This is a genomic window from Streptomyces sp. NBC_00154, assembly GCF_026342835.1.
Lineage (GTDB): Bacteria > Actinomycetota > Actinomycetes > Streptomycetales > Streptomycetaceae > Streptomyces.
On the sequence record NZ_JAPEMI010000001.1, the window covers coordinates 6,622,680 to 6,643,076 of the forward strand.

The 20,397-nt window shown below is 68.5% G+C and carries 14 protein-coding genes and 1 riboswitch; of the genes, 5 read left to right on the forward strand and 9 right to left on the reverse strand.

All coding sequences use genetic code 11. From position 1 onward, the window contains the following. Window positions 1–51: 51 nt before the first annotated feature. The 4 genes from OHA03_RS29635 to dacB form a co-directional block, all read right to left on the reverse strand. Entirely contained in the window at window positions 52–1,815 is a 1,764-nt protein-coding gene (locus tag OHA03_RS29635) for an FAD-dependent monooxygenase (RefSeq protein WP_267006789.1), read from the reverse strand. A gap of 14 nt (window positions 1,816–1,829) precedes the next feature. Continuing rightward, the gene (locus tag OHA03_RS29640) at window positions 1,830–3,791 is read right to left on the reverse strand and encodes a maleylacetate reductase and hydroxyquinol 1,2-dioxygenase domain-containing protein (protein ID WP_267006790.1); all 1,962 of its coding nucleotides are present in this window, start codon (window positions 3,789–3,791) and stop codon (window positions 1,830–1,832) included. Window positions 3,792–4,025: 234 nt separating this feature from the next. After that, a complete protein-coding gene (locus OHA03_RS29645; protein WP_267006791.1) occupies window positions 4,026–4,928 on the reverse strand; it encodes an AraC family transcriptional regulator in 903 nt (300 codons plus the stop codon). 348 nt (window positions 4,929–5,276) lie between these two features. Continuing rightward, complete coding sequence (dacB, locus tag OHA03_RS29650; protein WP_267008205.1) at window positions 5,277–6,893, reverse strand: D-alanyl-D-alanine carboxypeptidase/D-alanyl-D-alanine-endopeptidase; 1,617 nt, start codon at window positions 6,891–6,893, stop codon at window positions 5,277–5,279. Window positions 6,894–8,487: 1,594 nt separating this feature from the next. Then, a riboswitch (cyclic di-AMP (ydaO/yuaA leader) is annotated at window positions 8,488–8,673 on the forward strand. A 4-nt stretch (window positions 8,674–8,677) separates the two neighbouring features. On the opposite strand from dacB, the gene OHA03_RS29655 reads away from it, so the two are divergent. Then, the gene (locus OHA03_RS29655; RefSeq protein WP_267006792.1) at window positions 8,678–9,445 is read left to right on the forward strand and encodes a LysM peptidoglycan-binding domain-containing protein; all 768 of its coding nucleotides are present in this window, start codon (window positions 8,678–8,680) and stop codon (window positions 9,443–9,445) included. 261 nt (window positions 9,446–9,706) lie between these two features. Further along, the gene (locus tag OHA03_RS29660; protein ID WP_267006793.1) at window positions 9,707–11,350 is read left to right on the forward strand and encodes a GMC oxidoreductase; all 1,644 of its coding nucleotides are present in this window, start codon (window positions 9,707–9,709) and stop codon (window positions 11,348–11,350) included. Between the two features lie 3 nt (window positions 11,351–11,353). Here OHA03_RS29660 and OHA03_RS29665 read toward each other — a convergent pair whose 3' ends face one another. The 3 genes from OHA03_RS29665 to OHA03_RS29675 form a co-directional block, all read right to left on the reverse strand. Further along, window positions 11,354–11,833, reverse strand: a complete 480-nt coding sequence (locus OHA03_RS29665) for a carboxymuconolactone decarboxylase family protein (protein WP_267006794.1) — start codon at window positions 11,831–11,833, stop codon at window positions 11,354–11,356. Then, a complete protein-coding gene (locus OHA03_RS29670) occupies window positions 11,830–12,909 on the reverse strand; it encodes a dihydrodipicolinate reductase (RefSeq protein WP_267006795.1) in 1,080 nt (359 codons plus the stop codon). Before OHA03_RS29670 ends, OHA03_RS29665 begins: the two co-directional genes overlap by 4 nt. 185 nt (window positions 12,910–13,094) lie before the next feature. Beyond that, window positions 13,095–14,288: an MFS transporter gene (locus OHA03_RS29675; protein WP_267006796.1), complete on the reverse strand. Its 1,194-nt coding sequence runs from the start codon at window positions 14,286–14,288 to the stop codon at window positions 13,095–13,097. Between the two features lie 74 nt (window positions 14,289–14,362). Here OHA03_RS29675 and OHA03_RS29680 point away from each other — a divergent pair, with 74 nt between their 5' ends. Further along, window positions 14,363–15,121: a DeoR/GlpR family DNA-binding transcription regulator gene (locus OHA03_RS29680; RefSeq protein ID WP_267006797.1), complete on the forward strand. Its 759-nt coding sequence runs from the start codon at window positions 14,363–14,365 to the stop codon at window positions 15,119–15,121. A gap of 143 nt (window positions 15,122–15,264) precedes the next feature. Here OHA03_RS29680 and OHA03_RS29685 read toward each other — a convergent pair whose 3' ends face one another. Beyond that, entirely contained in the window at window positions 15,265–16,326 is a 1,062-nt protein-coding gene (locus OHA03_RS29685; RefSeq protein ID WP_267006798.1) for an ArsR family transcriptional regulator, read from the reverse strand. A gap of 160 nt (window positions 16,327–16,486) precedes the next feature. Between OHA03_RS29685 and OHA03_RS29690 the strand changes: the two genes are divergently transcribed. Continuing rightward, window positions 16,487–16,861 carry a peptidase inhibitor family I36 protein gene (locus OHA03_RS29690; RefSeq protein ID WP_267006799.1) on the forward strand — a complete coding sequence of 125 codons (375 nt, stop codon included), beginning with the start codon at window positions 16,487–16,489 and terminating at the stop codon, window positions 16,859–16,861. 243 nt (window positions 16,862–17,104) lie between these two features. Then, complete coding sequence (locus OHA03_RS29695; protein WP_267006800.1) at window positions 17,105–17,875, forward strand: hypothetical protein; 771 nt, start codon at window positions 17,105–17,107, stop codon at window positions 17,873–17,875. A 178-nt stretch (window positions 17,876–18,053) separates the two neighbouring features. Here OHA03_RS29695 and OHA03_RS29700 read toward each other — a convergent pair whose 3' ends face one another. After that, window positions 18,054–20,279, reverse strand: coding sequence for an FUSC family protein (locus OHA03_RS29700; protein ID WP_267006801.1), 2,226 nt, complete (start codon window positions 20,277–20,279; stop codon window positions 18,054–18,056). Window positions 20,280–20,397 lie beyond the last annotated feature (118 nt).

Sequence of the window (20,397 nt, forward strand, 5' to 3'; positions counted from 1 at the left end):
CCGGCGTCAGCCTGGGTTCGTGTGATCCTGGGTGGGGCCTGTGCCGTGCCGTCAGCACTGGAGCACGGCCCTCAACGCGCCGAGCAGCTCGGCGCAGGCCGAGGAGCCGGCCTGCGGTGCCCGGGAGGACCGCCAGGCGATGTGTCCGTCCGGGCGGACGAGCAGGCAACCGTCCTCGGCCATCCCCGAGGTGCGGCGCCACTCGCCGTAGGCGTCGCGGCTGTTATCGGAGCCGATGCGCACGCACTTCAGCGGAATTCCCAGGGTGTCCCCGCATTCGGCCGCGGCGGCCTCCCACTCGCCACCGGACAGTCCGGTCAGCACGGTGAAGGCGCCCTTGCCGACGACGTCCAGCGTGGACAGCCGGTTGCCGTCGCCGTCGACGAGCCAGGCGTGCGGCAGTTTCGCGCCGGGACGGGTCGAGGGCTGGTGGAACAACTCCGGGTCCCGTGTCCACACCTCGCCGGCGTCGCCGTCCGGGACGACGGCGGAAGAGACGTAACGCTGGTTCATCTCGACGCCGTGGGCGTTGAACTCGTAGTTCTTCAGCTGGATGGCCTCCTCCAGCGCCTGCCGGCGTTTGGTGCCGTCGGCCGTCTCGCTGCGGCACGCGGCGAGGCCGCCGGCGATGTCGTCCTCCTCGCTGTACTCGTCGAGTCCGAGCGCCTGGAAGATCGGGCCGAACTGGTCGCGGCTGAGGTTGGCGCGGTCGACGATCTGCTTGCCCACCGGCGCCCGCTCGGCGGTGTACGAGTCCAGCAGCCCCGGTCCGGCCTGACCACGGATGACCATGGCGAGCTTCCAGGCCAGGTTGTACGAGTCCTGGATCGAGGTGTTGGAACCGAGACCGTTGGACGGCGGGTGCCGATGCACCGCGTCCCCGGCGCAGAAGACACGCCCGGCCGAGTAGGTCGTGGCGTAGCTGTGGTTGACCGTCCACAGCGAGCTCGAGGTGATCTCGACGGGGATGTCCCGGTCGCCGACGAGGTCGTGGACTATGTCCCGGGCGGTCGCCTCGTCCATCTCGGGCGGGGGCTGATCGATGTCGTATCCCCACACCAGCAGCCATTCGTTCCATGGCCGCACCATGCGTACCAGGCCCATGCCGATGCCGCCCATATGGGCGCCGGGACGCATCACCCAGTACAGAACGCTCGGGCGGTGGGCCACGTGCCGGGAGAGGTCGGCCTTGAAGGTGATGTTCATGCTGCCGGCCTTGCCGCTCTGCCCGGCGATCGGTAGCCCGACCTGCTCGGCCACACTGCTGCGGCCGCCGTCCGCACCGATCAGATAGCGGGCGCGCACGGTGAACTCGTCTCCGCGCAGCCGGTCCCGGAGCCGGGCGGTGACTCCGTCGGCGTCCTGTTCCAGGCTGAGGAACTCGGTGTCGAAACGGACCTTGGCGCCCCGCTCCGCGGCGTTCTTCACCAGGATCGGTTCCAGATAGGTCTGCGGGAGGTCGATCATCTGCACGGGGCTGGCGGCACCGTACTCCGTCGCCGTGTGCGGGCCGGTGCCCCAGCTGCGGATCCGGCCGATCTCCTCGCCGGCCAGGGCGGTGCACAGGACGGTGTCGCCCATGAGCTCGGCGGGGCTTCCGGCCGCGGCGGCTTCGGCGTCGACGCCGAGGTCGCGCAGCACCTCCATGGTGCGCTGGTTGGTTATGTGCGCGCGGGGGGTGTTGGCCAGCCAGCCGTACTTGGTGACCAGCAGGGTGCGGATGCCGTAGGTGGCCAGAAGCAGGGCCGCGGATCCGCCGGCGGGGCCGCTGCCGACCACGAGGACGTCGGTGTCGTAGGCGTGGGTCGATTTCATGGGACTGCTCCTCGTCAGCTTGCCGGTGCGTCGGCGATGCGGGCGATGCGGAAGGTGAACTGCAGGCTGCGCCACTCCCCGTCGACGGCGCGGCCGTCCGGGGTCGGGCCGGTGCGGGGCTCGAAGTCGATGACGAGTCCCTCCTTGACGCCGAACACGGTGTCGGAGTCCAGGTAGGGGCCGCCCTTCACGAACAACTGGGTGATCAGGCGCCGGTGGCCGGGTGCGGAGATCATGAAGTGGAGGTGGGGGGCACGGTAGGGATGACGGTTGACGGCCTGGAGCATCTGCCCCACCGGCCCGTCGTCCGGGATCGGATACTCGGCCGGCAGGATCGTCCAGAAGCGCAGCCGTCCCTGGTCGTCCGTGCGCAGGCGCCCTCGCAGCACCGGGCCTTCGTGCTCGGGCAGCTGGACGTCGTAGAACCCGTCCTTGTTGGCCTGCCACACATCCACGACGGCGTCCGGCAGGGGGCGGTCGTCCGTGTCGGTGATGCGGATGTCGGCCCACAACGGGGTGCCGGCGACACCCCGCGAGATGTCGGCGCCCTGTGCGGTCTCCGGGGGACCGTCCGTGTAGAACGGTCCGAGCACCGCTGACGGTGTGGTCTCGGGGGTGCGCGAATTGGTGAGCAGGTCGACGATGCTGGAGACCCCGAGGGTGTCGGACAGCAACACGAACTCCTGGCGGGTACTCGTGCAGATCTGTCCGGTGCGGGTCAGGAAATCGACGGCGTGCTGCCACTCCGATTCGGTGACGTCGTTGCTCGTCACGAAGTGGTGCAGGTGCCGTACGAGGTCACCGAGCAGCTGCCCGACCCGCGGATCCGGTGCGTCGGCGAAGCTCGCCACCACCTGATCGGTCAGGCGCTCCAGGTCCGCAGTCGCCCCGAGTGCCGGGTGAGCCTGCACCGCGGGAGCTGCCGGACGACGCCCCCGCCAGGCGTCCTCCAGCAGGCTCTCGATGCCCTGGTACGTCAGCTCCCGGGGGTTCGGGTACGGCGTGGCGACGGCCAGCCGCGCGGCCTCCGGCAGATCCGCTTGCGCCATGCCCAGCTCGCCCAGCGAGGTGGGGCCGCCCACGGAGGCGATCAGGTCGAACACCCCGCTCGGCGCGTCCGCCACGCCCAGTGCTTCGGCGATGCGGTTCATGACGTCCCGGGCGGCAGGGGCGTTGTAGGCCATGGCGTGCGGCAGGACCACCGTGTGTGTTTCGGCGTGCGGCAGGCCGAACGTACCGCCCAGTGTGTGGCACAGCTTGTGGTGGAGTCCCATGCCGACGGAGGCGAGGCAGGTACCGGCCAGCCATGCGGCATGCAGAAGGTCGGCGCGTGCCGCGGTGTCGGACGGCTCGGCGACGAGAGCCGGCAGGGAGCGGGCGATCCTGCGGACCGCGTCGAGCGCCATGCCGTCGATCACCGGGTTCGCCTGCGGCGAGTACAAGGCCTCCACGGCGTGGGCCAGGGCGTTGACTCCGCTGGTGACCGACATGCCCACCGGCAGGTCACGGGTGAACTCGACGTCGTAGACGACGGTCTCGGGCAGGATCGCGGGTGAGGACCGGGTGATCTTGCGTCCGTCCTGCGTCTCGCCCAGTACGGGGGTGACCTCGGAGCCCGCGTATGTGGTGGGAAGGATCAGCTGCGGGAGATCGGTGCGCAGCGCCAGTGCTTTGGCCAGCCCTGTCGTGGAACCGCCGCCGACAGCCACCAGACAGTCGGCGGAGTGTTCCCGGAGTACGTCGAGCGCTCGCTCGGTCACCTCCACCGGGGTGTGCATCGCGGCACCGTCGAACTCCGCCACGGTGAGGTCCCCGAGGACATCTCGCACTCGGGCGGCGGCCTTGGCCACCGGCGGGCTGGACAGGAGCAGGACGCGGGAACAGCCGAGCCGCTCGACTTCGTCGCGGACCTGGCCGGCTGTTCCGGTGCCGAAGATGACCCGCGAGGGGTGGGAGGTGTGGACGAAGTTCCTCATCGCTTTCCGCCTTCGCGTGTGCCGTGGGTCCCTGGATGTCTGCCACCGAGTGTCGGGGCCGTGGACCCCCCGTTTCCTGCACGTTTCGCGCGCATCTTCTGCCGGATCGGCGCGGCGCCGTGGTCGGGAGAAGGGTCGCGGACGGGTTTGAGCCACACCGGAAGCCGGGTGCAGCGGCGCGTGCGGTGGGGCGGGCAGGAGTGAATGCGGCGGCGCGGGACGCGGAATCGAAGGTCAGCAAGCCCGACGGAAGGCAGCAGGGGTCGTGCCCAGCTTGGCGCGCATCACGCGTGTCAGGTGCTCCTGGTGGGAGAAGCCGCAGTGGGCGGCCAGGTCGGCGATGGGCATCGTCGTGGTGCGCAGCAGCCGACGTGCGTGGTCCAGCCGCAGTTGGAGCAGGAACTGGTGGGGTGACTTCCCGGTGCTGGCTCTGAACTGTCTGCTGAACTGGCTCGCGCTCAGACCGGTGGCCGAGGCCAGCTCGGCGACGGGCAGCGGCTCGGAGATCCGTGTCTCCATCAACTCGCGTGCGGACATGAGCTGCCGGCTCGTCAGTCCTGACGATGCGCTGTCGCGGTCCACGGGCCGGCCGGCCGCGTGTGCCCGGGCGAGCTGAGCAGCGAGCGTGCCCACCAGGTGATCCACGTAGGTGCGGGCGGAGGGCTCCCGGAGCCGTACGACGCCGTCCAGAGCCAGGACGAGTTGCTCGATCAGCGGATCGGAGCTGCCCAGCTCCTCGGCGAGTTCCACCGTCCCGCCCTCACCGTGCGCTGCCTGCAGGACCGAATCGCTGAGGTACAGGTGGACGGTGTCGAGTCCCCCTTGGAGTTCCACGTCCAGCGCGCGGCCCGCGGGGTGGAGGAAGATCCCCCCGGCCGGAATCCGCTGGGCCCGCATCGACCGGCTGATTCGGCGCCGGACGGTCACCGGGCCGCCCAGGTGCAGGATCAGCAGGTGGGTGGGCGCAGCCTCGAACGTGGCGTGATACGGCTGTTCCCGCTGGGTGGAGACGTACACGTGCTCCCAGCCCAGTCCTGAGCTGGTCCGCTCCGGGCTCACCCCTGGCCGGCGCAGGATGCCAGTGGTGTCGAGGAGTCCCAGCTCAGGCATCGTTTCGCCCGAGGTCGAAAGTCCCATGCGATTCTCCCGTGCGGTCCGCGCCGTATCACTTTATTGAATGTTGGATCATTGTGATGTATTCCCCGCCGGGCCGCCCGCGCCTTCCCGCTGATCCGGTCGGCCTTCGGTGAGCGTCCGCCGAGTCGCACAGGTTGCCGCCGCCGGCTGCGGCCCCTTCTGACCTGAAACCCGACGCCGGCACCCCTGGTCACCACTCGCGTGCTGAGCCGCGCGAGCAGGTCGGCAACGGCGACAGGTGAGGGGCGGGGTGGGTCCCCGCCCCTCACCTGATCCGGTCGACCTCCGGCCGGATCAGGTCAGCGCTTCGCGGATCCGTGCGCCGTCCGGGAGTACCCCGACCGTCGCTCAGCAGCTCGCGGGCTTCGTCCAGGAGCATTCGAGGTCGGTGCGCCCGGGCTGCTCATCCCTTGCAGTGGGCGCATCGGTCGTGGGCCGGTCGGACCGGGCCGTACCTTGCGGCTGCTGTGCGCCCTTCACGCTGTAGCCGGCGAGCGCCGCTCCGACCGCATCCTCGATGTTCTTGACCGAGCTCGCGACGTAGTTGTTGCTGACGAAGCTGAAGACGAGCTTCCGGCCGTCGGCGTCCGTGACGTAGCCGGAGAGCCCCGACACGCCGGTCAGCGAGCCGGTCTTGCCGTGCAGATTGCCCGCAGCCGCGGTCCCGCACATGCGGGAGCGCAGCGTTCCGCCGGTCATCCGGTCGGACGCGCAGGCGATCGGCAGGGCGTCGTACCACTCCTGGAACCACGGTTGATGGCGCGCGGCGACCAGCAGTCCGGTGAACTGCTCGGTGGAGACCACGTCCATCCTCGACAGGCCGGAGCCGTCCATCTGACGCAGGGCGGCAGGGTCCAATCCGAGGGTGCGCAGGTGGTCTGCGATCGCCGACAGCCCGGCCGACCAGGTTCCGCTGCCCTTCACCTCGTAACCGATGGTCTTGACCAGCACCTCGGCATGGTTGTTGTTGGACAGCTTCAGAAACGGCGTCAGAAGATCCTTCAGCGGCATCGACGGATGGGACGCCAGAGTCGTGGCACCCTGCGGGACGGCCGTGCCCAGCACCGTGCCTCGGGTCACTTTCACTCCGTGTGCGGCCAGCGCGTCCGCGAAGACGGCGGCCGCATAGCCTGTGGGTTCCCAGACGCTGGTCCAGGATGTGGCCGGCGTGCTCCCGACGGGGATCTTGCCGCTGACCACGATCGTGTTGCTGCCGTGCATGCGATCGACGGTGATCGCACGGCTCCCACCAGCGGCGACCGTGGTGGCACGGTTGTCGATGCGGACGTAGTCGTTGGACGGGGTGACTTTCACCGCGGCCGCTTCGCCGGGCGCGGAGCCCGGGGCCACCGAGAGGAGCACGGTGCCCGCGTCGTAGTCGGTGTCCGGGGCCACCGTCAGCGGAGAGATCTGCGACGAGTAATAGGCCGACTCGTCGTCGGCCGCCCAGGACGCGCCGAGCCGGCTGCTGTCGAACCGGGTGTCGTCAGCGACCAGTCGGCCGGTGAACCGGCGGATCCCCGCTGCGGCGACCGTGGCGGCCAGCCGGTCGTAGTCCTCGGCCAGCATCGTGGGGTCGCCGGTGCCGCGAAGATACACGTCGCCCTGGAACACGGACCCGTGGCGGGAGCCGTCCGCGAGCACGTCGGTGCTGAACCGGTAGTCGGGGCCCAGCAGCGCCATGGCCGCGGTCGACGTCAGAAGCTTGGTGCTGGATGCGGGTACCAGGCGGCCATCGCCGTTGCGTTGATAGAGCGTCTGCCCGGTTTCGGCGTCGCTGACGACGACTCCGACCTGGGCGCCGTTCAACCGGGTGTCGCCGAGAATCTGGTCAAGGGTTTGCGACAGGCCGGGCGCCGGGGTGTCGGCCCCGGCCGACGCTCCTGAGGTGGCTGTCAGAGCCAGGCTTGCGGCGACGGCCCAGAGCAAGGCCCGATGGCGGAATCTTCGGTGAGTCGTTGGCATGCGCATGGAAAGAAATGATCAGGCATCCGGATCCTCGGCGGAAGGCCTACGGCGTTCGGATCCAGGGGGCAACCGGGCCGGGGTGCCGAGGGGCGACGGTCGGACGGAGGCCTACTCCTGTCCGCAATCGGTACAGCTCACCGTTCCTGCAGTGAACATGGTGGCTCTGGAAGGCATCTGATCAGCATTCAGGCGGCATTCACTGATTCATCCGGTCCGGAATGGACCTTGCCTACGGCTCCGTCGCGACGCACCTGATGCGCGACAGAATTTTTGCCGGGCCGAATCGATTACGAGGGCTGCGCAACGTGGGAACACGGCAGGCGTCAAAGGATGCAAGCGAGCTCATGCCGACTTCCCGGGATTGATTCAACGCGGCGGTCTTCTCTGATGAATCGGTCGGCTTGGAAACGATTGTGGTGGAAGAAATCGACTGATGGAATGCGCGCCTCTCGGCTCTGCGGTCACCGCCCCTGCTTCCGGCGATCGCTGTATCAACGCAGGGCGACAAGTGGGGCGTTACCCCATGGCTTCCGGAGCAGGCGTGTTCACCGCTGGTTTCGACGCACAGGATCGGGATGGATTCGGATAAGCAGCCGAGGCCCCGACCGCCAACAAGGGCTGTCCCGCAACGCTGCCGGGCAGAGGCCGCTGCATTGCTACGACCGGCGATGTGACCGATTCCGAACTCCTCCGAGAACCGGACGAGCCCGAGGGATGCTCCTCCGAAGAGGACGAAGAGAGGACTCCTGCAGAGCGCGCCCGCTTTGCCGGGAAGCTGAAGAAGATCGATCCAGCAGCCTTCGAGGCTACGCCGGGTTCATCCGGCCGGAGCCCCTCGACCGCCGGCTTCAGCGGTGGCGATCACGATCGTGTGCGGGTGGGTGTTGCCCGGTTTCGCCGTCCGGGACTGCAGGACGACCAGGGCCTGCCGCTGCGCCCGGTCCGGACGGCCGGTATGCAGCAAGCCGGTGGCCGGGCGATGCTGCGCGGCGAGAGCGGAGCGGTGATCAGCACCCAGGGCTCTCCATCGCCGTCACTTCTCTCGCGCTGCCGGACGGCCCCGGCGGGCGGGCAGGGCGTTTGCGCACCATGCCGGGCACGCCGAAGGCGTACGGCACTTCCTGTGCCCGTCGGGGCGTCGTTCGCGTGAGCCTGCGCGACCCGGTCGGTGGGCGGCCACTCGTGTGCCGCAGCCGGTGGAGACGCCTGACGCGCTGCCGCCTCTGCTGTTGCCTCCCGCGGGGGACGTCCGTCCCGACGGGTCGAAGACCTCGCCCGCTCGCCAATGTCTTAAATGTCCCAATTTGGCTAATAGGGAGAAATTGCTCTCTTTGTCGGTGAATGCATGACTCGCACGGTCGATGTCTTGCCTGCCGGGCAAATCGCCCTTTTCGGACCTAGTGGCGAGAGTCACTTTCCGGACCCGCGGACGCGACGGCGTACCGCTCGGTTCCCTTCTGTGCCAAGAAACTTGGCTTCGCGGGCGGGCGTGGATTGCCGATAATTCCCCGACTCGATCTTGTAAATGAATTGTGATCGAAAAGTGGGGGCTTGTTCAGGTCGGAGTTTCTCGCCTACGGTCACCGTCAATCCGGATGGAACGCCGAATCCTGCCGCCGTCCGGGAACCCGACCACTCACGTACGGCAGGAGCGGGGGACCCAGGTAAGCAGCCGATCCGGTATCCGGAACGGCTAGGGGTGAAGCCGTATTCCCATACGGCCAGGCAACTCCAGTCTGAACCCGACAGCTCACCTCGTAGGCGACGGAGAGGAATGCACCATGCCCGCAACGGGTAACCACCGTCGTCGTACGTCCAGTTCGCTGACTCGCGGTTTCATCGCCGTGAGCGCAGGGGGAGCCGCTCTCGCGCTTCCTTTGATCGGTGCGACCACTGCCTCGGCAGCGCCGGCGCAGTCCGTCACCGCCGTCACAAAAAATGTGGCGCCCGCTGCGGCCCCTGCCAAGGCAATTGCCGCCGCGAAGGCTACGCCCTCCGTCTATTCCGTGATAGCCGGTGACACCCTTTACAAGATCGCCGCTGGACATTCCGTGACCGGCGGCTGGCAGCAGCTGTACCAGGACAACCGCGAGGTCATCGGAGCCGACCCCGCCCTGATCCGCCCGGGCATGAAGCTGACCATCGGTGCCAAGGCCGAGTCCACGGCTGTCGAGTCCAAGCCGGCCGCGAGCAGTGCCGCTCCTGCCGCCGCGACGCCCGCGACGTACACGAACGACCTCGACGGCTGGATCAAGGAGTCGCTGGCCGTCATGGCGCAGCACGGCATCCCCGGCAGCTACGACGGCATCCACCGCAACATCATGCGCGAGTCCTCGGGCAACCCCAAGGCCATCAACAACTGGGACTCGAACGCCGCCAAGGGCACGCCGTCCAAGGGGCTCCTGCAGGTCATCGACCCCACGTTCAAGGCCTACCACGTGCCCGGCACGTCGATGGACCCCTACGACCCGGTCGCCAACATCACGGCTGCGTGCAACTACGCCGCCGCCAAGTACGGTTCGATCGACAACGTGTTCGGGGCCTACTGACGCCCGGTTGCGTTGATGCCGGTTGAGGAGTGACGGGTGGCGAGGGTCCGAGGGGGCCTCGCCACCCGTTCCCGTCTCTGCTCGCGCAGGCGCTCGGCGTATGCGGGTCGAGCGGTACATCGCGGACCCGCTGTGCGCTGACGCCCGGCGTGGCGTATCCGGGGTATGCCCCCGAGCGGAAGTTACCCACAGGTATGTAGTGACTTAACACGCAAACGGCAGTAGAACGAGTTTCACTCTGTCGAGAGTGAGGCGTGTCACATGACTGACTCTACCATGCATGATGCAGGCCCCAAGGGCGTTTCGCGTCGAAGATTCATCACAGGAACTGGTTCTATTTTAGGCGCCGTGGCCCTCGCGGGTCACAGCATCCCGGCCCAGGCCGGGGTCGGCTCCGCAGCCGCTCCGATCGACTCCGGGGCCCATGTCTCGGCCCTCGTGATCGGCACCGGATACGGCGGATCCGTCGCCGCTCTGCGTCTCGCCCAGTCGGGCGTCGACGTGCACATGATCGAAATGGGCATGGCCTGGGACACCCCCGGCCCGGACGGCAAGATCTTCGCCAATACGACCTCGCCGGACAGCCGGTCGTACTGGCTCCGCACCAGGACCAAGCAGCCCCTCAGCAACTTCCTGGGCTTCCCCATCGACAAGAACGTCACCCGCAGCACCGGGATCCTCGACGCCGAGGAGTTCAGCGGGATCACGGTCTACCAGGGCCGCGGTGTCGGTGGCGGCTCGCTGGTCAACGGTGGCATGGCGGTCACCCCCAAGCGCGAGAACTTCGGGGCCGTCCTCCCGTCGGTGGACGCCGACGAGATGTACGGGATCTACTACCCGCGCGCCAATGCCGGGCTCGGTGTCAGCACCATCGATCCTGCCTGGTTCGACACCGCCGCGTGCTACCAGTACGCCCGGGTCGGCCGCAAGCAGGCCCAGCGTGCCGGCTTCCCGTTCGTCTTCGTGCCCACCGTGTACGACTGGGACTACATGAAGCAGGAAGAGGCCGGAACCGTCCCCAGGTCGGCGCTGGCCGGCGAGATCCTCTACGGCAACAACTACGGCAAGAAGTCGCTGCAGAAGACGTACATCGACCGGATCAGGGCCACCGGCAGGGTCGCCATCTCGCCGCTGCACAAGGTCACTTCGGTCGCTCCGGCGACGGGCGGCGGCTATACGGTCGTCATCGACCAGATCGACACCGGCGGTGTCACCACGGCCACCAAAACGGTGACCGCGGACCGGGTGTTCTTCGCGGCCGGCAGCGTGGGCACCAGCAAGCTCCTGGTCAAGCTGAAGGCCACCGGCGCGCTCGCGGGCCTGAACGACGAGATCGGCAAAGGGTGGGGCGACAACGGCAACGTCATGTGCGGCCGGGCCAACCACCTGTGGGACCCCACCGGCAGACTCCAGGCATCCATTCCCACCGGCGGCATCGACAACTGGGCCGCCGGTGGCGCGTTCGCCGAGGTCGCGCCGCTGCCCACCGGGATCGAGACGTTCGCCTCGTTCTACCTGTCCATCACCAAGAACCCGAACCGGGCCGAGTTCACCTGGAACGCCGCGACGGGCAAGGTCGACCTGAACTGGCAGACCGCATGGAAGCAGCCGTCCATCGACGCCGCCAGGACGATCTTCGACAGGATCAACCAGAAGGAGGGGACGATCTACCGGACCGATCTCTTCGGCACCTACAAGATCTGGGGCGACCACCTCACGTACCACCCGCTCGGTGGCGCGGTGCTGAACCGCGCCACCGACAACTACGGCCGCCTGCACGGTTACTCCGGCCTGTACGTCATGGACGGCTCGCTGATCCCCGGCAACACCAGCGTCAATCCGTTCGTCACCATCACCGCGCTCGCCGAACGGAACATCGAGAAGATCATCGCCACCGACTTGTGACGATCAACGGCCGGGCAGCGCGCACACGGTGTCGAGGCCCAGCACATGGTTGAGCCGGCCGAACGCCAGCCATGATCCGATGCTCATGCTCAGCTCCACGATCTCGAGCTGGCTGTAGTGCGCGCTCATCCGGGACCAGAACGCGTCGTCGAGGTTGTGGTGATCGAGGGCGTACCGCTCGGCGTATTCGGCGGCCAACCGGGTCCGGTCGTCGAAAACGTCGGCGGTACGCCACTGGGTCACCGCGTCGGCGAAACCCTCCTCGACCTTTACGCCGTCCCGTTCGGTCCGCCAGTCGAGACAGAAGACGCACCCGTTGATCTGGGCGATCCGCAACCGTGCGGCTTCGAACTCGCGCAGCCCCAGGGTGGTATGGGCGTACACCGCCAGCGAGAAGTTCGATGCGGCGATCCCGATCCCGGGCACCATCTCGCCCCACACGTACTCGATCGCGTCCTTGCCCTCGGGGATGTCGATGTTCATGGTTGTCTCCTTCCGAGCCTGCCGACTGCGGGACGCAGCGGGACGTCGAGCGCGTCGTAGAGTCCTGGTTCCGCGTTCACGAGCCAGTCGATGGCGCTCACGAGCCGGCCCACCGCGGTCGCGTTCCCGCCCGCGGATCTGTTCTCGCCCTCGTCGGTGGCCTCGACCGTGACCTCGATGCGCGGGCGGCCCTCGATGATCACTCGATGTGCGCCGTCGCCGTCGGGCGGCGTCGGCCAGTCCGGTGCGCAGGAGGGGTGAATGCGGGTGATGTGCTCGATGACGATGCGGGGTTCGCCCCCGACGATGCCCTGCACTTCGAACCGCACCGCGCCCTGGGTGCCGGCCTCGAACGAGCCCATCGTCCTGGTGCTCACCGTGGCGTCCAGCGCGCGCCGGTCCAACGTCTCGCGGATGTCGTCGAGTTCGGCTCCCAGAGCCCTGGCCATCAGCCGAATCTGCCCACCCCACACCATGGTCGGGACGGTCGGTGCGAGCATCAGCGGCTCGTACTCCATCGGCTGGCCCATGCCGACCAGGTACCGGACCGATTCCTCCTGCTCGTAGGTGGAGTAGTCGAAGATCTCCTGACAGCGGATCACGTCGATGGAGGTGCCGAGTCCGCTGATCAGCAACGGGAGTACGTCATTGCCCCAGCCCGGATCGACACCGGAGACGAACAGCGAACCGCCACCGTCCGCGATGGCGGCCAGCACCGGTTCCCGCAGCTCCGGCGGGGCGCCCAGCTGGTCGTACAGGGCGTACAGCGCGGGGGTGACGACCACGGCCCCGGTCCGGATCGCCCTGCTGATGTCGGCGAGTGCTTCGTCGGGGCGGATGTCGCCGGACGCGGCGTAGACCACGGCCCGGGGACCGGTGGCCAGCGCGGCATCGACGTCGTCGTTCGCCACGACCCCCAGCTGACGACCGAGCCCACCGAGCTCGCCCGCGTCACGTCCCACCTTGTCGGGGTTGTGGACGAGTACGGCGGTGAGCTCGAGCGCCGGATGGGCCTCGACAGCGCGGATTGCGGCGCGGCCGACGTTGCCCGTGCCCCAGACAACCGTGGAAATCATGCGCGGAGGGTAGCGAGAGGGCCTATCAGTTCCTAGTGCCGTGACACGACGAGTTTGTCGGGCGGGACAGGGGGGCCGGGGCCTCACCGGGAGGCGGCTCGGGCTGCGCCCGCTACGTCGTCAGGGCAGTGGACACACCGCGGCACTGCGTGTGCTGCGCCCCGGGCTCGCGTGGTCGGTTCCGGTCAGGCCGTCTCGGCCTCCAGACGGCTGGGAGCGGTATGCGGCGAGCGGAGTACGTGGGCTGAGCACACGGCCACGACGCAGAAGCCGAGAGGCAGCAGAAAGGTCAGGTTGAGCGGCATGAAATGCGTCAGCGGTCCGATGGCGGCGGGGCCGGCGAGCATGCCGAGATAGCCCAGGCCGGCGACGCGCGAGACGTTCGTTCCGGCGGCACTCGGATCGGCGTGGCCTGCGGCACTGAAGAGCTGAGGGATGCAGCCGGACAGTCCGGCCCCGAACACGGCCCAGCCGGCCAGGGCCAGCGGGATCCACGTGGAGAACGTGGCCGCCGTCAGGCCGACCGCGGCCAGGGCCGCCCCGTAGCGGAGGATGGCCGCCGGCCCGAAGCGCATGGCCACTCGGTCGGCCAGCAGTCGACCGATGGTCATGGCGGTCGAGAACGCACCATAGGCGAGAGCGGCGACGGCGGCGGAGGCGTTCAGGACATCCCGCAGATGCAGAGTGCTCCAGTCGTTGGCCACGCCTTCGCAGAGCATGAGCATCAGCGCGAGCGCGGCCAGCGCCCAGATGCGGCGGGATGTCCGGTGCACCGGTTGCGTCACACCGGCGGGGGCCTCCGCGGCAGACGAGGGGGTGTGCTCGGCCGGCAGGAGCCCGCGGGCGGCGAGCGCGGCCACGGCGAGACCGAGAACGGCCACTGAGCCGAGGGTCACCGCCGGACTCCAGCCCCAGCTGAGCGTGCGCGCGCCAAGCAGCGCGGCAAGGACGCCGCCGATGGAGAACGTGGCGTGGAAGGCGGACATGACGGGGCGTCGGTAGCCCCGCTCGACCTGGATGGCGTGGGCGTTCATGCTGACGTCCAGACAGCCATTGCCGAGTCCGAGCAGCGCAAGGGCCGCTCCCAGCGTCCACGCGTCCGTGGCCAGGCCCGGCAGGATCACGGCTGCGCTGCACAGTGCCGCGCTCAGCGGTACGACGGTGCGGGCGCCCCACCGATCGGTGAGCGGGCCCGTGATCCGCATCCCCGCGAACGCTCCCGCACCCAGGAGCAGGAGTAGCCAGCCGAGCACGGCATGACTGATGCCGACGTGGCGCTCGACGGCAGGGATGTGGACGACCCACATCCCCAGGACGAAGCCGTTCAGGGCGAAGTAGGCGGTCGTGACCAGTCGGCCGGTCCGCAGCGATCTCTCCATGCCGATGAACATAACGAACATCTCTGATGTTTGAAAGCTTGCATTTTGAACATCGCTGGTGTTCTATCGCTGATGTGGCGAGTACGGATCGACTGAGACGGATCACCGAGGCGGTACGCGAAGCGGGCAGTGCCGGCGTCGCGGAGCTGGCCGCCCTGACCGGCGCGTCGGAGATGACCATCCGCCGTGACCTGGAGACCCTGGCCGAGCAGGGCATCCTGGAGCGGTACCGAGGGGGAGCGAGGAGCCTGCTGCTGCGCGGCGACGAACCCCCCTTCGGGCTGCGGGCGACGGAGGGACTGGAGGCCAAGCGACGCATTGCCTCCGAGGTCGCCGGGCTGATCGCCGACGGGGAATCCGTGGTCCTCGACAGCGGCACCACCTGCCTGGAAGTGGCCCGCGCGCTGGAACACCGGCGCCTGACGGTCATGCCGCTTTCCCTGCACGCGGTGAACGCACTGACCGGAGCGCCGGACCTCACGCTGCTGGTGCCGGGCGGCCGCCCCCGGCGGGGCGAGCTCGCACTCACCGGCCCGCTCGCCGAGGCGTCGCTGGCCGCCCTGCGTTTCGACACCGCGGTCATCGGCTGCTGCGGACTGAACGCGGCGAACGGCCTGACCGCGTACGACTTGGACGACGCCGCCACCAAGCGGGCCGCGATCGCATCGGCCCGCCGGGTCATCGCGGTCACGGACGGCGCGAAGTTCTCCCGTACCGCCCTTGCCTTTGTCGCACCCGCCACTGCACTGCACGCCGTTGTCACCGACGAGACCGCGCCCGAGGGCGAGGTCGACGCACTGGCTGCGGCGGGCGTGCACGTGCGACAGGTATGACCTGGGCGTCAGTTGAACGGCACGCACCCCGGCGTTCCGTCTTGATGCTGTCCAGAATGTGGGTGCTCGCCGCGCTGAGCGCACTGCGGAGCAGCAGGCTCTTCTGACCGGTGGGCCGGCCGCCGCTGCTCCACCGCACATGACTATTCGTGATCGATATCCATTCCTGCGACACGCCTCGAGGGCCGACGACCGCCGCCATTGGCCCTGGCCCGGGTCGCGTTGGCGGCGAGCAGGGCCAAGCCGAGCGGCGTGAGTGTGTGCAGCACGGTGGTCGCGTAGCGGACGCTGGCGATCAGCTGCGAGTCGCGCAGCGCCTGGGTGTGGAAGGTGACGGTGCCGGGGGATATGCCCAGAGAACGGGCGAGTTCACTCCCGGTGGCCCCCGTGGCGGAGGCACGCAGTACAAGTGCACGAGTGCGGCCCAGCAGCGTGGTCAGCGGGACGGTGTCGCCGTCGGCGATGTCTGCCGCTGCGGCCAGCCGCTCATGGCGCATGGGGTAGACCAGCACGGGCGGTAACTCGGGGTCCGCCAGCACCACGGCTGAACCCCAGCAGAAGTACGAGGGCACCAACCGCAGTCCTCTGCCGCCCAGATGCAGGTCCGCGTCGACGGTGGGGTGGTCCGCCTCGAGGACGGGGCTGCGCCAGCGAAAGCCCGGCCCCAGGCCGGACAGCATGTCCTCGACCCCTCTTCCCAGCAGGGAACGGGTGCGGAAGACCCGCTCGGCCTCGATGCGGGTGCGAATGGTCGCCTCGTGCGGCGCGATGAGCGCGTCGTAGTACGCCCTCAGCCCTGCGGTCAGCTCGTTCCTGTGCTCAGCGGCGGCCAGCCGAGTCAGTCCGCGCGGAGTCGCGGTCACCACTCTGATCAGCTGATCGAGTTCGGCCGCCACCCGGGCGGACGGGGTGGCGCGGATGGCTTCGAGACCGGGAGAAAGTCCCTCGCCGGCGGCGGCGGGGGTGAGGAAATCCGGGAAGTAGGCGGCGCGCGGAAACAGTGGCAGCAGCAAATGCCGCACCGTGCGAGCCAGTTCGGGATCGTTCAGCTTTTCGCAGGCGAAGCGCAGCCAGGCGGCGTAGGTCCCGCGGCCGCGCTTGGTCTGCAGGCGGTGGAGTGAGGCCGCTGTCTCCCACAGGGGATCGGGCTCGGCGGTCAGGCGGGTCCGGCCGAGATCGGGTCCGGAGAAGTGAATGCGGAGCACAGTACTCCTTCACGTGAGGTGCCCGTTTCAACAGAGCTCGAACAAGGTAGCTGCCTGTGAACAGCGGTGGCAATCTCTGTGAAGGTGTGGTTCAACCGGCTTCACAATTCAGTGATTCGGTTGGATTACGTGTTTCGGTATCGATCGAGAAGGGGAGAAAATGAAGCTGGCCAAGTTCTTTGCTGCCGCGGCTGTGGCTGGAATGTCCATTGCCGGTCTTGCGGCCCCCGCGAGCGCCACGGAGCACAATGGCGTGTGCGAGTCGGGCGAGTTCTGCCTCTGGTACAACCCGAACTATGCGAACGGCATCTGGGACATGTACTACGCGGACCTCAACCTCAACGACAACTACTTCATCGGCAACTCCAGCCAGCGGGTCGGCAACAACTCCGCCTCGGCCAAGAATCTGGACTCCCTGCGGTGGTACGTCTACTTCGGGACGAACAAGACCGGTACGTCCGGCTGGTACGACTCCGGTGAGGTCAACTCGCAGATGACGAACTTCCGGAACCAGATCGAGTCCGCCTCGTACTGATCCCCCGGCCCGGCCGGCCGGCGGGGTCGCAAGCCACGCCGGCCGGCCGGGGTGCACGCACCCACCCCTGGAGCCTGGAGACCAGCCATGTTCGCACCCGGGCACAGAAAGCCCGCGCGCTTCCCGTCCGCTGCCGCTGCCCTGCTCGTGGCCTGCGTCCTTGCAGGTTGCTCGGCCGGTGCGGGGCAGTCCGGGAAGCATCTCGAAAACCCCGCGGCACAGTCCCTCCGTATCCTCACGGCCGTGGAAGCCGCTCGCATGGAGGTGCCGCTGGCCCGTTACACCGTCGGCCTGGCCGACGGTCGCGCCATCAACGCGGCCGAGAGCCGCCTCGTCGCGCAGTGCGCGGCGCGCTACGGCCTCACGTTGGCGCCCGAGCAGCGGGACGGCGGCGCGGAGCCCGGCACCAGTGTGGAGCGCCGGTACGGGATAACCGACCGGAAACTGGCCGCCGTGAGCGGGTACGGAATGGGCGACAAGCCCGCGAAACGGACCGCCGAACCACATGCGAAGATCCCCGAATATCTCCGGACGGCAATTCTTGCCGGCCGCGGACCGGCCACCGTGAACGGCCGCAAGGTGCCGGATCAGGGGTGCAGCGGAGAAGCCCGCGAAACGCTTGCGAAAAGGGCGATTCCCAGTCGCAATCAGAATCTTGCCCTCAGCCTCATGGACGAGAGTTTCTATGTGTCACGGCGCGACCCTCGGGTGCGGAAAGTGATTTCCGAATGGTCGGCCTGCATGCGGCGCGGTGGTTACGACTACAACGATCCGCTGGACGCGGCAGGAGATACCCGTTTTGGTACCGGACAGACCCGGCAGGAGCGGGATGTGGCATTGGCGGACATTGACTGCAAGGAAGCGGTGAATCTCACCGGCATCTGGTTCGCGGTGGAGTCCGAATATCAACAGGGACAGCTCGCCGAGAACCGGACACAGCTCGAAGACGCCCTTCGGGCGGGTCGTGCACGGGTCGTCGCCGCACAAGAGATTCTCGATCGGGCCGGTAGCTGAACGGGGTCCCCTGGTCCGCCGGGTCGACTCCGCCCGAAGCTGTGCGTGGCCACGGTCAGGTCGTGCGGGTCTGCCTGATCGAGGATGTGAGAGGGAGCGGCTGTCCGGGCGAGCACCGTATGACTGCGGCGAACGGACGGCCTGCTCGGAAGGGAAGTTGGAGTGGGGCTGTCCTGAGTCAGGACGGACTGCCCGGCCTCGCCGCAGCTGTCAGGATCGGCTGGAGGCGGCGGGCGGCGTTGAGGTGGTCGGCGGTCCAGATGATGCGGACGGCTGTGGCTATGGCCAGCCCGTTTTCGTCACGAAGGTCGTGGCGGAGGGAGTCGACCAGGCGAGCCTCGGCGGCAGGATTGCGGGGCAGCGGATCCGGGAGCGAGGTGTGCCGGCCGAGGCCGGTCGCCAGGTCGCGGTACCAGCTGGACACTCGACCTGCGGCGTCCATTAGTACGAGGCGGGCTTCGGCCCGGTCGGCTTCGATGTGCTGTTCGCTGCCGCGTTGCCATAGTCCAAGCACGGCGTCGGCGGCGAGGCGCAGTCCGACGACGCCGGTGACCAGGGAGGTCATGTCCGCCAGCGGCATACGTTTCGGACCGCGTTCGGCCAGGTAGCTGCGGAAGGCGTCGTCGAGTCTTCGTGCGGCGGCGGCAGCCTGGCGTCTCTCCTGCAGTGGAGCGTCGGCTGGTGCGGGCCCGGTGCTGCAGCGGCTGACCGCGTAATCCACCGCCCCGGCCAGATAGCGGGCGCTGTCCGTGTACGCCTCGGCGAGGGCCTGGTTGACGGCTGCGGCGGCTCCGCGAGGCCAGAAGAACAGGCCCACCAGGACGCTTACCGCGCAGCCGATGCCGATGTCCTGGATCCGCAGCAGTGCGATGTGCCAGTCCGGGTTCTGGTCGATGTTGAACATGATCACCAAGGTGATGGTGAAAGCCGCCTGGCCGGCGGCGAAGGAAATGGCTGAGGGGGCGATGCCGGCGATCAGTACGGCGAGTGGCAGCAGCAACCAGAGCAGGGTGCCGTGGTGGCCGATGAGATGCAGCAATCCGGCCCCGATGAGCGAACCCGCGATCGTGCCGCCCAGGGCGCGGACCGCGTTCTGCCCGGTGTTGAGCGCGTTCGAGCGCAGCACGGAGAGGGTCCCCAGGAGTACCCAGAACGAGTGCTGAACGCTCGTCAGGTCAGCGAGGGCAACCGCGATGCCCAGGCCGACCGCTCCGCGGAGGCTGTTGTGCAGCCAGACCGAGTTCGGCCGGAGATGGGCGGCTGCCCGCTCGCGGGCCGAGGCCAGCGGTCGAGTCAGGGCGCCGGGCTCGCGGCCGAGCAGCCGATCCCGCCAGCTGCGTCGTTGGGCCGCCGCTGCCAGGTCCACGTTGTCTGCGATCTGAAGGGTTGCGAAACCCAGTTCCTGGGCGCGGAATGACAGGTCCAGGGTTTCGATGAAGGCGCGGGGCTCCCACTCCGTGCCAGCCCCGGGCGGGTGCATGGGCAGCCGGGTGGTCGCGCTGCGTTCCATGGCGGTCATGGCCTCGTGCAGGTCGACCGAGGCGGTTCGAAGCGCGTCGGGTGCGCCGTACGGTGCGTCGAGCAGGTCGGCCGCCTGGTCCAGGACCGCGGCGGCATCCTGTCGAACGGCGTGTGCCTCGGGATCGCAGGTCGGGCGGCCGCTGTGCGGGGGACTGCTGTCGGCCACGATGGTGCTCAGCCAGGTGAGTTCGTCGACCAGGCGGACCAGGGCGCGGGAGCTGGTGGACAGTCCGGTGGGCCGGTAGGGAGTGGCGTCGAAGGCAGTACGGAGGTCGGATGCCGCTGCAACGGCCTGATCGGCGGTGTCCTTGCACTGCCGGGCGCTCGGTGCGTCAGGCTCTCCGGTCAGCCGGTAGGCGTCGGCGCGTAGTTGTGCTGCGGCGGTCCGGCAGACACGGGCGGCATGCGGACCGAGCGGGTCGGTGGCGGGCCGGGGCCACAAGAGAGAGATCGCGAGTATGGCGCCGGCCGCCGCAAGACCCGCTCCAGCGAGTCGGTCGGGCAGCTGGGACAGTGGTGCGGGCGAGGCCACCGGCAGGACGAAGGCCAACAGCAGAGCGGTGGTCGCCTCCGCGAGGACGGAGCTGACCACGCCGGAGAAGAGCACCAGGAAGCCGACCACGACGGTGATGGTGACCGCGAGCCAGGTCGTGCGGGCCACGAGCGTGCTCAGGCAGATGAGCACCGCCCAGGCCAACGCGAGCCCCAAGTGAGCGCGCAGCCGCTGCACCATCGGGCCGGTGAACTCCACCAGCAGCAGCATCGAGAACGAGCCGAAGGCTGCGAAGGTCGCCATCGTCGGGGAGTGGAGCACCTGGCTGCAGAATGCGAACAGCGCGGGCATCACCAGTGCAGTGCGTGCGGCCCGGCGGGTCGCAGCCAACTCCGGATCATGGGTACGCAACCACGCAAGGGGCCACCCGAGTCGGATGTGGCCAGGTGTCTGCATTCGCTCGCACACCTCCTGTCACGGGGCGCCCGCGTATCCCATCGATCGAGAG

Bases quoted from the DNA above. Each gene is read 5' to 3' on its own strand.
- OHA03_RS29640 (WP_267006790.1), bottom strand. From the start codon at position 3,791: ATGAGGAACTTCGTCCACACCTCCCACCCCTCGCGGGTCATCTTCGGC.
- OHA03_RS29665 (WP_267006794.1), bottom strand. From the start codon at position 11,833: ATGAACATCGACATCCCCGAGGGCAAGGACGCGATCGAGTACGTGTGG.
- OHA03_RS29670 (WP_267006795.1), bottom strand. From the start codon at position 12,909: ATGATTTCCACGGTTGTCTGGGGCACGGGCAACGTCGGCCGCGCCGCA.
- OHA03_RS29675 (WP_267006796.1), bottom strand. From the start codon at position 14,288: ATGGAGAGATCGCTGCGGACCGGCCGACTGGTCACGACCGCCTACTTC.
- OHA03_RS29635 (WP_267006789.1), bottom strand. From the start codon at position 1,815: ATGAAATCGACCCACGCCTACGACACCGACGTCCTCGTGGTCGGCAGC.
- OHA03_RS29655 (WP_267006792.1), top strand. From the start codon at position 8,678: ATGCCCGCAACGGGTAACCACCGTCGTCGTACGTCCAGTTCGCTGACT.
- dacB (WP_267008205.1), bottom strand. From the start codon at position 6,893: ATGCCAACGACTCACCGAAGATTCCGCCATCGGGCCTTGCTCTGGGCC.
- OHA03_RS29645 (WP_267006791.1), bottom strand. From the start codon at position 4,928: ATGGGACTTTCGACCTCGGGCGAAACGATGCCTGAGCTGGGACTCCTC.
- OHA03_RS29690 (WP_267006799.1), top strand. From the start codon at position 16,487: ATGAAGCTGGCCAAGTTCTTTGCTGCCGCGGCTGTGGCTGGAATGTCC.
- OHA03_RS29660 (WP_267006793.1), top strand. From the start codon at position 9,707: ATGACTGACTCTACCATGCATGATGCAGGCCCCAAGGGCGTTTCGCGT.